Consider the following 13,260-nt stretch of genomic DNA (forward strand, 5'->3'; position numbering starts at 1 on the left):
ACATTGCAACCATTAGTATTTCTCATGTAAACACCGGTTGCATAGTCCTCAAAGCTTAGGCCATCTACATTCCAGTGATCATAGCCCCTTAGATTAATGGCGATACCACCGGTTGAAGAATAATCGTTCCCATCCAGCTTCGGCATCCCATTATAGGCTTTAATAGTGATGGGACTTGTTACCGTACCGCTACGTGCAGGAACAATGTGTTCATTGTACCATGTACCATCCATCAGGTATATCGTATCTCCTGGTAAAACCTGCTTTGCAGCATAGGAAGGAGTTGCCCAGGAATTAGAAACAGATAATCCATTATTGGCATTATTCCCGTTTGGAGATACGTAATAATCTGTAGCTGACGCAATACTCACCGAAAATATAATTAGAATCGTAGTCAGAACTATTTTTGAAACTATTCTCTGAGTATCTGATCTCAAATTGATCGATGTTCTTTTACCATTAAATGTTCCCAATTTTTTTGCACACATCGTTTGACCCTTTGAGCTTTTTTACTACTCGTATACAGGCAGAAGAAAACCACCTGAATATTTTCATGTAATAAACCGAGTCTTTGGACATGTATATCAACAGTGTGTACTCAAAATCAAAAATATGCATACATATTATATATTTGCAAATATAAATTAGAAAATGTCCGTGTTTACATGATAATAACTAATATTTCCAATATAAAAAATGGAGAATAACCACATCAGCCCAATTAACAAAGCTTCAATAACACTCAAAAACTGAATAGATCGTAAGAACAAAACGTACACATCTATAACAAGAATCGAAAATTAGAATCAAGCCAAACCACAAAAAACAAAATTATATCAAAAATAAAAATGATATCTAAAGATATCAAAAGATATCTTCAGAAAGTGCATTATCGTTCATAAATTTATGAATTATTAATCCTGATTAGAGATCACCAATACCAGATCAAGGATATTGATAACACCATCCATATTAATATCGGAATCCGAAGATGGTCCAGCATTTATATCAAAATATCTTTGAACTACATTGTAGTCAGCAAAGTTAATTACTCCATCAGAGTTGACATCACAACGTTGATATATAATTTCTTCGAGCGTAGTATCCTCAGGTCCTGATGGAATGGGGTCTTCATCTGGATTAGGAGATGTAACGATAAACTCTCGTTGAGCAAGGACTATGTTCACACCTGAAACATCCGACTCAGCAACGTTTACAGTTCTCGAATTGGAATAATATTCATCTTTCTGTGCAGTCACCTTTACAACAGTATTTGCAGGAACCGTTAAAACATAGGATCCACTGGAACCTGTAATAGCTGTATCACCGCTTGCATCACTTGACACCAACACACCGGATAAAGGTGAACTTTCAGTAGATGTTATGTAGCCATAAATTTCGAAGTTTGAAACTGGTTCAGATGGTGACTCCTGTCCCCCGGGAACAAAAGTGAACTTGTGGTCGTTCTGCCACCCTCCGGTATACTGCCAGCGCAGAATGCCATCTGACCCTGATGTTTTTTGTGCATAAAGCTCACCATCAAGGTATACATCATAGACAGTGTTTGTTTCACTTACATCAATATTTATCCAGGCCGGATTTGTTGTGATGGATGAACCTATTGAAAAATCATAAACATCATTTGAAGCATCATATTCATTGATCTTAACGTTTTCCAGATAACCTGATGAAGGGGTCAAGGTCATGTCATATAATTGTATCGTTTTCCTACCTGACGAATATGTAGACACACTTTTGTCAGGGTAGTATCTTACTGCAGCATCCTCAGCAGTAAAAACTCTACCATCAGTATATTCAATATCAAGTTTGCCATCAGTTTTTGCACGGAAGGTTGTTTTACCGTTCATCATGGCATCCTGTAAGACATTGTTGTCGTTCAGGAACCTGTATTCAGTATCAGAGCCAGTTGCTGTAACAACATTATTGCTTATCAAGGAATCTTTTATATTTGCCTGCAACATGTAATCATATGCATCCCCCTGCAACTGATTATTGGAGATAACAACATTTGAAGTTGAATCAGAAACTTTTATATGACGATTTGAAGCACCCGGGTTATAGATATCATAGATAAGGTTGCCGTCGATGACGGAGTTATCGACCGGATCATCAAAGTTTATGCCAAAGGCGACATTGTAAAACGTATTGTCACGGGCATAAACATATCCGGAATCATGGAAGCCATCCACAGCAGTCTGGTGGGAGTATATGGCAGACCAGACAGAATCGTGATAAACATTATTCTCAATATATATGTACTTGAAATCACCCATCAGATCGGTCATCCCATGGTCCAGTCCATGGCTAATCTCATTATTTGTGATATGGATGTTCTCTGTTGTCTCAGCACCGGTACCCTGTACCTGTATGGAATTCCATCGGATATAGGAGATGTCATTGTTGTCCATTCCGGAATTCTGTGTATCGACAAATGCGACTGAGGATGTGTATAGGCGATAGAATTTGGAATTGTCAACATTGCAGCCATTAGTATTTCTCATGTAAACACCGGTTGCATAGTCCTCAAAGCTTAGGCCATCTACATTCCAGTAATCATAGCCCCTCAGATTGATGGCGATACCACCGGTTGAAGAATAATCGTTCCCATCCAGCTTCGGCATCCCATTATAGGCTTTAATAGTGATGGGACTGGCTGCTGTTCCGCTACGTGCAGGAACAATGTGTTCATTGTACCATGTACCATCCATCAGGTATATCGTATCTCCTGGTAAAATCTGCTTTGCAGCATAGGAAGGGGTTGCCCAGGCATTAGAAACAGATAATCCATTATTGGCATTATTGCCATTTGGAGATACGTAATAATCTGTAGCTGATGCAAGACCTATACCTGCTGTGAAAAGCAAAAGTAAAAGGGAACAAGATATAACTTTGTTGCAACTAATAGCAACACGTTTGTGAAAGAATGTAGAAAGATTCATATCAATACCTTTTAAAATAGGGAGAAGTTATCGTAATCTACGCATATATTTTACGCAAATTGAAAAATCAAATATATCTTTTGAGCAATCTTTACACCCTACAAGTGGGATAACAGTATCCGATTTCTTATATTGAGAATCATAAAACATGTGCTACACCTTTATGCAAACTATTTATCGAATGTAATTATATAATATTTTTATATAAATCAACATGACCAAAAGTGGCACGACCATATATAAGTGTTTCTTTTCGATTTTGCTGATATTTTTCACATTGCCCAAGAATTAGAAACAGATAATCCATCATTGGCATCATTCCCATTTGGAGACACGTAATAATCTGTTGCTGATGCAACTGCAGGTAGTATACACAAAATTAAAATAAAACAGAGAAGACTTGACAATAAATTCTTTTTTCTCGTTTTGTCATAGGTATTCAGACAGAATGCGCAGAATATAATACTTATGATTGAAAAAAATAAAATATATAATCTATACTGCTAAATGAATCGAACTATTTGTATAATATAGCCAATATTACAACCCTTTCACCTTGAATTTATCAAACAAACTATTTAAGCATCACTCAAGGTTCCATATCCTCCACATGCCACTATCAAATACACAGATGTTAGAATCATAGACATCGTGGACAAAGTCTGAACGATCAGTACCCTTACTATGATGGGAATTCCACTGTCCATCAAGTGGAACATATTCAACCAGATAACTGATATTAAAAGTATCAATATATCGATAACCTGCACTAGTATAATATTGTTCAAGTATTGCTTGCCAGTACCCATCTGAAACCGAACCTTCGACCCTCACATAAGGAGAGTCCAGCCAATATTTCTCGGAAGTGATAGGTCTTTTATCAAGTGTAAAATCTCGAGAATCTACTAAGCCATAGGCCTGATCCGATGAACTGCTACCTGTCAAAAATATAGTACCTGATGTAGCTGCAATTTTCCATGTTTCCCAACGTGCATTGCCAATACTTATCCCATCTACATAATCCCCAGTCCACTTTCCAGTAACATGAGTATTATCGTTAATAGTCCTATACTCATATTCTTCTATATTCAAAAAATTGATATATCCGACAAGTGCAACTGAGGTAACAAGGAAAAATACAATTGCTACGACACCAATTTTTTTGCCATTATACATCAGACTTCTTAGGTTCATAAATCCAATACCAGCAAGAAGAGATGCAAAAATAATGACAAACCATTTTGCATACATAGTCTGGAAAATGAATATGCTCATGCAGAACATTATTGTCAATAAGATCCATTCTTCATAGCCCTTAACCTTCTTGAAGACAAGGTAAAAATATCCCCCAATAGAAAGGAAAATAGGAAATCCAATATATCGAGGATACTCATTGAAAACATTTGCAAGATTTACCCATCTGGAACCAGCGGTCATGAACATATGTGTAAGGAATGGGAATGCTACCATCATAGAAAATGCAAAAAGAATCAATAATGGGAACAATATGTCCGAGCGAGTAAAAAGACTTAATACCTTGCTTTTTTTACTAAATCGATCAAATAGATAATAGCGATTGTTCAGCCAAAAAACTGATGTTATAAACAGGAAAGAAAAAACAATTGGTATAAGGTAATACCACAAATGATGACTTGTGATCAGGAATACTGCTATTATTAGTGACATAAAGATATATTTCCAGTTAAAGTTCCTGGACTGCAACAGAAGATACAAAAATATCGGGAATAAAAGTAAGAAAATACTCCTGCCCTGAGCTGTCCATTTACTGTACTCTATAACTCCCAAAGAAATAGAAAACACGAAAGCTGTTGCAAATTTAAAGTAGTCATCATCATAAAACTTTCCTGCTACAATGAAACTTGCAAAAATACTCAGTATACCAACGATCAAACTGTATATAAAAATAGACAGCTCAATGTCAACCCCTGCAGATTGAGAGAGACCAGATGTAAAAAAGGATATAGAACTTGCATAGGAATTAGGATACATCCCAAGTATGGACAAGGGATGTACCCACCATCTTGCCTCACCGAACTCGGATAATGAATTTGCCAGAAGATGCATCTCAAAAGAATCAAGACCACTTTCATGATTGATCAACTGATAACGAAGTATGAGATTGAGTATTATAAGAAGTGAAAATAACTTTAGTTTTGTCCTATTTGAAAAGTACATATATGTCATACCCCACAACTTCAATATTTGTTGCCCCATTGAAGCATATGCAACAGCAAGTGGCAATCTATGAGGATATAAATGTTCCTTAACGTTGAAAATGTTAGCTGGACATAAATAAGTTCCCTTTGGAGAATAGCATCGTAAAAATAGGAACTTATCCAACCATAACTTAATAAAGAACTCCGGGGAATAATAATATGGGGATCTGTGTGGAACATATGTTCACAATATAATGATATCAAGCTTCATATTGAAACTAATTTAAAAGACTTCAGATACTGTTGAGATCCACAACTTTTGTTTGAAGCATAGAATTACGGGATAACTTGAAAGATAATTAATACATCGAATATATAAATAAATTATACCAAAAATAGAGGGATCAAAATAAAGAGGGAATACATCCTTATAACACCCTGTAAGAACGAAGGAGAACGTCTTCCAGCCCTTATAGAATCTATTATAGGCCAGAACATACAACCTGTTGTATGGGTCATAATCGATGATTCAAGTACTGATTATACACCAAAAATAATCGACCTGTATTCTGAAAAAAATAAATGGATACAAAATCTCAGGTTGAATGAAACAACTGACAGAGATATAGGATTACATCTTTCCAGAGTCATCAACTATGGATTTAATTTTGCAATTAAATATTGTGAAGAGAATGCAATAGAGTATGAGTATCTAGGAAATGTTGACGGGGATCTCGTTCTTGAGAAAACTTTTTTTGAAAATTTAATATTGCAATTTGAGATGGATGAAGATCTTGGAATCGCAAGCGGTGGAACTGAGTACCACATTGGGGACAAGAGACTTCACATAAAGACCCACGCTGACGAACCTTCTGGCGGACACATGCTAATACGGAAGGAATGCTTTGAGGCTTGTAACGGTATTCCAGTAACCTATGCTGCAGATGCTGTCTTAAAAGCTAAAGCGAGATTGCGTGGGTGGAGAACAAGACGCTTTGAAGAGAACCTTGCAGTTGAGATGAGGGATGTAAGTAGTGCTGATGGATACTGGAAAGGCTATATTACCAAGGGTATAACTTCTTATTACATCAATCAAAACCCCATGCATGTAATGGGAAATGCAGCTAAATATCTGATCCGGCGCCCACATTATATTTTCATACCATACCTTATTGGATACATTAATTGCGTTTTACATAATGCCGAACGTGTCGACGACCCAGAGGTGAAGAACTATTTCCATAACAAATGGAAAGAATGCATTCGAAGAAGGCTCTAAAACGATAATAGCTCATTGTTGCTTATCAAATAACAGGTAATACTTTCAACAAATAATCAGCGATAAGATAATGGGATGGGGGAACATGTACATCAAGCTAGATAAAAGCAAGATTAGCATACTAATTTTTATTTCGATCATTTTGACCTTGGGATGTCTTGATGATAAAACAGAAATTGATGATGAAAACTTAGACCTATCCTTAGATTCATCTGACAATAGTAACGTCACACATCAGCCCACAGCCACCGATATCTCTATAGAAACCTGCTTGAATAGCAGGGTATCCTATCATGAAGGATGGAGTGGAGATGCTCCGGAAAGTTGGATCAAAGATGTATTGTGGGCAACCGGTCAGGCGCCCGTTACAGGAACATATCGTGATATCTATGTAACCTTGCCGGAAGGAAAATACCTCTATGACCCGGAAACACAAGCACTTATTCCAGACACAAATAAAAATAGTGAGCCTGCTGCATTTGTACTTACCTTTGATCGTGAAAGTGACTTTGATGCTGGTGTCGCATATATGTTCGCAACACTTACATCAATTTCATTGTGGGATAGCACCGGGTCCCAACTTGCAAGCTGTCCCATACAGGAGAGCCTCTATTTCGGCATACGTGACGTTAGGGGGTTGACAACTGAATTGGTCGCCATTTCATCGGACGGTTCACTTCCAGACCCGACAACATCTGGAGAACGTCCTCTTTCTGATATCATGACAGACCTCCAATATACAGATGATTTTTCCCAAAAGAAGATTTCACAAACCGATCTTTCCCAGATACTTTGGGCCGGATATGGTTGTACACCACACACAACATACAACAGACGCGCAGGATTGACGACACCATCCTGGAAAGCAGAGTATTTCCTGACAGAAAATATCTATGTTGTTAATCAGGATGGAGTTTACAGGTATCACAACCGGGACACATCCGGTGACATGAGTACAAGAGACCATCGCCTTGAGCAGATACAGACCAGTGATATAAGAGATGAACTAAAATCTACAATTGCCTTGCCTGATGCACCTTGTTACATCGTACTGTGTCTGGATGAAGATGATGTCGACAAATGGTATGCACGCCTTGAGACTGGTTTTGTCGCAGGCAACATACTGCTGCAGGGATCCGCTATTGACATGGGTTGCTGGTATACTACCGACATATCCAATCCGGGAAAAACCGATATCAAAACTGTAACGGGGATCACAGATGAAGATTACCCACATGCAATAGTGTCTATCGGATATTTACAGGACGAGTGAAAGAAATCATTAATTGATCAGTATGAATAAAGAATACCTTTATGAAATGAATTATTTGAGAGGGCTTGCCATCATTGGAATTATTGCAATACACAGCCTGAATGAGAGAGATAGCAATAATGAACTGATAGCTTTATTGAATATAAATCTTGAACAGGTATCGACATATTCCATACCGGTTTTTTTATTTATTTCAGGATTGGTCCTGACATATAATTACAGCAATAAAGAGCTTCATTATATCGAGTTTATAAAAAAAAGATTGAACGTGATCTTTATTCCTTATGTTCTTTGGTCGTGCATCTACATGGCATATAGAATTATCCTGGATCAGGATAGTATCAGTTTGCTTATGGCTGTAAAAAAGATCATCGTTGGTAGTGCATTTTTCCACCTTTATTACATTATACTGATCATGCAATTCTATCTGCTATTTCCATTGATATTGGACCTTGTTCAAAAGACAAGAAAACACCATCATGAACTGTTAATAATAACTTTTCTTTTCAATCTGGTTGTTATTTCATTATATTATTATCAACTGGATTTCATAGATGAAAGAATAATAAGAAAAGTGTTTATTGTCTGGATTTTTTACTTTATAATGGGGTCGGTGATAGGATCAAAACTTGACCAACATAGGCATTTACTTTCGAACATATCCATGAAGCATCTGGGCGCACTATTATTTGTTGCTCTATCATACCTGCTTTATTCATATTATGCCGATGGTCTGTTCATGGAACAGACAAATATATTCTGGTTACGCCCACAGGTATTGCTCTACGCAAGCCTGTGTATCGTTGCATTATTCAAAATTGTGAACGAGATCGATAAAAAATATTTAAGCGGTTGGCCTGCCAGATTATTGAATGAAATGGGTAGAGATTCTTTTGGTATATACCTTAGCCATATGCTCATTATAGAATTATTGTTAAGAGCCCTTCCAGGATCGACACTCACAAGTTCATATTTTTTATATGAGTACATCATATTCTTTATGGGAGTGGCATTGTCCATACTTTTTATAAAGCTCATCAATAAATTGCCAATGGGACATATCTTAATTGGTTCCCCGAGATGAATGCAAATAAAAGGAGGAAGTATGAAGAACTTAAAGTATATGCTGATCAATCTGCCAAATCCACCCGGCAAAAATGTATATAGAGAATACGCTGGTGGATACGGAACTGTCGGAACATTAACAAGCGAGACAATACTTCCTACCTATTTGATGTATGGTGCTTCGGCTGCGAAAAGGGCAGGGTGTCTTTTTGAGATACTTGATGCACAAGGAATGAAGTATGAAAGCCATCAGGTAGTGGATTCTGTTGAAAGATACAAACCTGATATCCTGATCACATGGATATCATTACCAACTTTATATGATGATCTGGCCATAGTACAAAGTATAAAGAAGGCAGTTCCGGATATTTTGGTCATATCGCTTGGAGCAATGTCCAACATGCTTCCCGAGGAAGTTCTGGGAGACAGTGTGGACTTGGCTGTCAAAGGTAGATACCTACATTATAATCTTATTCTTAATATCATTCATAAATTTGAAGAAAGCAAAAACATCATTGAGACCTTTGAACATATCGGTGGTGCAGTATACCTGGAAGATGGGAAAGTCACTCACAGTTCAATTGATCCACCTGATGAAGAACTGGATGACCTATCTTTTGATATCTACAATATGCTTCCAGTACACGCTTATATTGGTGATTTCTTCGACATTGAAGGAAATAATATAAGGTGTATCCCATTGGTTACAGGAACAGGCTGCCCATTTGGATGTATGTATTGCCCATATCCCTTCACATACGGAAAGAAGGTGAACCATAAATCGATCGATAAGATCCTTGCTGAGATGGAATTCCTTAAAGCAAACTTTGACATTAATGGATTCGATCTCAGAGACCAGGTTTTCACACTTAATAAAGAACGAGTGATCAAACTTTGTGATGAGATCATAAAGAGGAAGCTCGATGTAAAATGGCTCATTGAAACCAGAGTTGACCAGGTCGATCATGAATTGCTATCTAAAATGAAAGATGCAGGCTGTTTCCGTATACATTATGGTGTTGAGACCGGTACGCCAGAAATGCTTATAGAAGTCGGGAAACCGGGTGTTGATATCAAGAAGATAAAAGATGCTTTCAAGATGACAAAAGATCTTGGAATTTATACCATGGCACATGTTATTCTTGGACTTCCGGGAGAAAATAAAGAAACATTGGATAACACAATAGCTTTACTTTATGATCTTGAGCCTAATCTGGTTAACCTGAATATAGCTACCCCTTATCCGGGAACAAAATTATTTAAGCTGGCTTCAGAGAAGAACTGGATCAAAACATACAATTGGCCAGAATATACAAGTTACAATGCAATAATGCGCACAGAGGATCTGGATGTTGATGATCTTATAAAAGCAAGAAAGAAAATAAGGAGCAAGTTCCGCACACATCAACTTCTGAATGATAGTTCTTTTCGGAAGCACTACCTTAAGAGACTTCCACAAAAATTATACTATCGATTTATTAAGAGATAAAAAAATATCATTTTTTAGATCACCTGTGAATAATGCCTAAATTATTAGTAATGGAAGAAACGAACGTGAGTAAAACACCAGATTCCACAATATGTGATCAAAATAAGATCATGCATTCCAATGAGAAAATATCTGTAGTTATAATTGGCCGAAACGAAGAAAGAAGCGTTGCGGGCTGCATTGAGTCAACATTAGATGCTATTAAAGGATATAATTATGAGATAATATTTGTGGATTCTGCATCAACTGACAATACCATCGAAATTGCAAAAAAATATCCGATAAACATACTACAACTAAAGCCAACCTGGTTTCTTTCAGCAGCAGCAGGTCGTTACATTGGTGCTTTATATGCGAAAGGAAAATACATACAATTTCTGGATTGTGACACAAAAACATATAAAGAGTGGTTCGATCACTCTATACCATACCTGGAAGAACATCCGGAAATTGCAGGTGTTACAGGCATTATTACACAAGAAGAATATGATAATGTCATTGCAAAAAGGTGGGCATTGGCTGCTAAAAATGTAAAATTTGGAGAAATAGACGCTTTTGAAGGACATATTTTATTAAGAAATGATGTTCTAAAAGAGGTCGGTTCATTTAATCCATACCTCAAAGCGATAGAAGAAGGAGAGCTTGGTTATCGAATACTGGCAAGTGGTTATAAAATGGTCCGTATCCCCTATGAAATGTCCCATCATATGGGTTTTCTTAGCGAAACTTTCTTTAAAATGATTCGAAGAAAGCAACATTTTGCAGTTCCCTGTGGCCAGATATTCAGGATATCATTATCAAAGCGAAAGGTTCTGGTAATGCATTGGAATGACAATAAATACATTGCGTTATTTTCAACTCTGATGATATATGGTGTTGCAAGCCTGTTAGTCCTTCTGGAGGGAATAAACATTATTTTCTATTCATGGTTAGCAGGTATGATGGTATTATTCCTATACATTGTATACGAAAAGAGTCCTGCTTATGCAGTAAACCATTTTCTAGGCATGCTAATACGCTGGCCATATTTTGCGAAAGGATTCTTAATGAAGACAAAAAATGTGAGTGATTATCCTACAGATGTGAATATAATCAAGTAAATGAGAAATAGGCACATCGGGCAGATTTAATTTATAAATATCACAAACATTGATAAATCGGCACAATATCAAAACTCTGAAGAAATATTAGCATAAGTACTACAACTTTACTTCAGAGGTTTGCAACAGGGGACCTTTCCCATATTGAAAAGTGCATCGATAGCAGACATATTAGGGATGAAATCCGAAAAACGCTGCTCATATACAGGGTGCTTGTAATATTGAAATCTAAGTTCAATATCTTTGAAAAGTGATTCGTCAAGATAATTATGGCCACCTATACCAGACAGGTAGGTATCTCCCCCAACTGCATGTACCGCATCCAATATCTTTTCCGTTGAACTGGATTGCAGCTGGAGTTCACTGGTGAACCTTACTTCGACTTCAATCTCAAATGCATCTATCAGAAATTCAATAATTCGCATATTCAGATCAACTAATCGATCATATTTTTTTTGATAAATTGCCTTCAGTTCATCCGCATATACATCATAATATGGAGTCTTCTTATAATTATTATGAATCTCCCGGAAATGCATTTCGTTCCAGCAATATCTTGCTTTGGTGCTAGCCTCATTGTTTATTCGAACCGAGTTTATGGGACACCTTTCTTTAAATGTAGGAACTGTAAGCCATTTCCATCCTGTGGGGATCCTGATCCTGTTACGATGGAAATACTCAGTATCAGTGAACTGTGCATCATCAAAAATAATGAAAACATCCGATTTAATCATTTTGTCAAAAAAACCCAGATATGGCAAAAAATTTGGTTGATGAGCAGAAACGATCATATATAAACTCCCAAATAAATAGTCCACTGAATGTTTATCTTTTTATATTGTAATTACGAAGACCTATATTTAGCTTTTTGGTAGGAAGCATAACCCTTTAAACATACATAATTAATGAATATTATGAATGTGATATAATTATATTTTTCAGAACCAGGCTTAAAAATGAGTCGGAAACAAAATAGTATCCCTAATATATGTCATAAAAGTCCTTTCTTGATGCTAATATCAAAATGGGATAGTTAATACAAATCGAGAGATAAACGAAACTTATAATATAAGTAATATCCATATGTAAACATATAGTAGCATTCTTTCGGTATATAAATCGAAAATAAATTGACAACGGACTTAAAATAGATAGTGGGGGTACATTAAATCTATTTAATTCCAGCACTACCCATATAGTAGACTTTAATCCCCAATACGGATCACAAACATGATCGTAACAATACATCAACCGAACTATCTACCCTATCTGGGATTCTTTGATAAAATGAAAAAAGCAGATGTATTTGTAATATACGATGATGCACAGTTCAATAAAGCCGATTTTCAGCATAGAAACAGGATAAGAATATACTCTGGTTGGAAATGGTTAACAGTCCCAATCGTAAAAAAGCGCATACCAATAAATGAAATACTCATCAAAAATAATCCTGACACAAAAGGAGTATATTGGTATGATGAACATTTTGCAATTATTGAAAAAATTTATGATCATAGCCCATATTTTATACAATATGAAGATAAGTTAAAAGATATCTATTCGAACCATTATGAAAAATTAGTGGATCTTAATGTAGCATTCATTGATCTCATCAAAGAAGGATTCGACTTAAAAACTGATATTGTTCTGTCAAGTGAAATGGGATTTGATTCAAGTTCAACACAAAAGATAATCGACATAGTTGAAACGTTGGGAGGAGACACATACATATCCGGATCTATGGGAAGATCCTACCTCGATACGACATTATTCGATAAACATGGGATAGATCTCCAATTCCAGGATTTCGAACACCCCGTTTATAATCAGAATTATGAAGATTTTGTACCAAATCTTTCTGCGATTGATGCTTTATTTAATGTTGGGAATGTGTTTGATCAAAAGTGATGGATGTGA

General features: G+C 36.4%; 10 protein-coding genes. 6 read left to right on the forward strand and 4 right to left on the reverse strand.

From position 1 onward, the window contains the following. From E7X56_RS10110 to E7X56_RS10120, 3 genes are all read right to left on the reverse strand, one after another. On the reverse strand, nucleotides 1-371 hold a 371-nt coding region (locus E7X56_RS10110), incomplete at its 3' end, for a chondroitinase-B domain-containing protein (RefSeq protein WP_210409269.1). A 543-nt stretch (nucleotides 372-914) separates the two neighbouring features. Next, entirely contained in the window at nucleotides 915-2,885 is a 1,971-nt protein-coding gene (locus E7X56_RS10115) for a right-handed parallel beta-helix repeat-containing protein (protein ID WP_167879515.1), read from the reverse strand. Nucleotides 2,886-3,545: 660 nt separating this feature from the next. Further along, nucleotides 3,546-5,222: a hypothetical protein gene (locus E7X56_RS10120; RefSeq protein WP_167879516.1), complete on the reverse strand. Its 1,677-nt coding sequence runs from the start codon at nucleotides 5,220-5,222 to the stop codon at nucleotides 3,546-3,548. Nucleotides 5,223-5,567: 345 nt separating this feature from the next. On the opposite strand from E7X56_RS10120, the gene E7X56_RS10125 reads away from it, so the two are divergent. The 5 genes from E7X56_RS10125 to E7X56_RS10145 all read left to right on the forward strand — a co-directional run bounded on the left by E7X56_RS10125 (nucleotide 5,568) and on the right by E7X56_RS10145 (nucleotide 11,343). Beyond that, nucleotides 5,568-6,416, forward strand: a complete 849-nt coding sequence (locus tag E7X56_RS10125; protein WP_256360062.1) for a glycosyltransferase family 2 protein — start codon at nucleotides 5,568-5,570, stop codon at nucleotides 6,414-6,416. Nucleotides 6,417-6,687: 271 nt separating this feature from the next. Beyond that, complete coding sequence (locus E7X56_RS10130; RefSeq protein ID WP_167879517.1) at nucleotides 6,688-7,689, forward strand: nitroreductase family protein; 1,002 nt, start codon at nucleotides 6,688-6,690, stop codon at nucleotides 7,687-7,689. 22 nt (nucleotides 7,690-7,711) lie between these two features. Beyond that, on the forward strand, nucleotides 7,712-8,773 hold the full coding sequence (locus E7X56_RS10135; protein WP_135606644.1) for an acyltransferase: 1,062 nt from the start codon (nucleotides 7,712-7,714) through the stop codon (nucleotides 8,771-8,773). Between the two features lie 21 nt (nucleotides 8,774-8,794). After that, nucleotides 8,795-10,243, forward strand: coding sequence for a radical SAM protein (locus E7X56_RS10140; RefSeq protein WP_167879518.1), 1,449 nt, complete (start codon nucleotides 8,795-8,797; stop codon nucleotides 10,241-10,243). Nucleotides 10,244-10,275: 32 nt separating this feature from the next. Beyond that, nucleotides 10,276-11,343, forward strand: coding sequence for a glycosyltransferase (locus E7X56_RS10145; protein WP_135606646.1), 1,068 nt, complete (start codon nucleotides 10,276-10,278; stop codon nucleotides 11,341-11,343). 107 nt (nucleotides 11,344-11,450) lie between these two features. Here E7X56_RS10145 and E7X56_RS10150 read toward each other — a convergent pair whose 3' ends face one another. Further along, entirely contained in the window at nucleotides 11,451-12,134 is a 684-nt protein-coding gene (locus tag E7X56_RS10150; RefSeq protein WP_135606647.1) for a WbqC family protein, read from the reverse strand. A 439-nt stretch (nucleotides 12,135-12,573) separates the two neighbouring features. Here E7X56_RS10150 and E7X56_RS10155 point away from each other — a divergent pair, with 439 nt between their 5' ends. Beyond that, nucleotides 12,574-13,251: a WbqC family protein gene (locus E7X56_RS10155; protein ID WP_135606648.1), complete on the forward strand. Its 678-nt coding sequence runs from the start codon at nucleotides 12,574-12,576 to the stop codon at nucleotides 13,249-13,251. Nucleotides 13,252-13,260: the final 9 nt, after the last annotated feature.

The organism is Methanococcoides sp. NM1 (genome assembly GCF_900774285.1).
GTDB classification, from domain to species: Archaea; Halobacteriota; Methanosarcinia; order Methanosarcinales; family Methanosarcinaceae; genus Methanococcoides; species Methanococcoides vulcani.

Excerpts from the sequence above, each read along its gene's own strand:
- E7X56_RS10135 (WP_135606644.1), top strand. The coding sequence starts at position 7,712 with ATGAATAAAGAATACCTTTATGAAATGAATTATTTGAGAGGGCTTGCC.
- E7X56_RS10140 (WP_167879518.1), top strand. The coding sequence starts at position 8,795 with ATGAAGAACTTAAAGTATATGCTGATCAATCTGCCAAATCCACCCGGC.
- E7X56_RS10145 (WP_135606646.1), top strand. The coding sequence starts at position 10,276 with ATGCCTAAATTATTAGTAATGGAAGAAACGAACGTGAGTAAAACACCA.
- E7X56_RS10150 (WP_135606647.1), bottom strand. The coding sequence starts at position 12,134 with ATGATCGTTTCTGCTCATCAACCAAATTTTTTGCCATATCTGGGTTTT.
- E7X56_RS10155 (WP_135606648.1), top strand. The coding sequence starts at position 12,574 with ATGATCGTAACAATACATCAACCGAACTATCTACCCTATCTGGGATTC.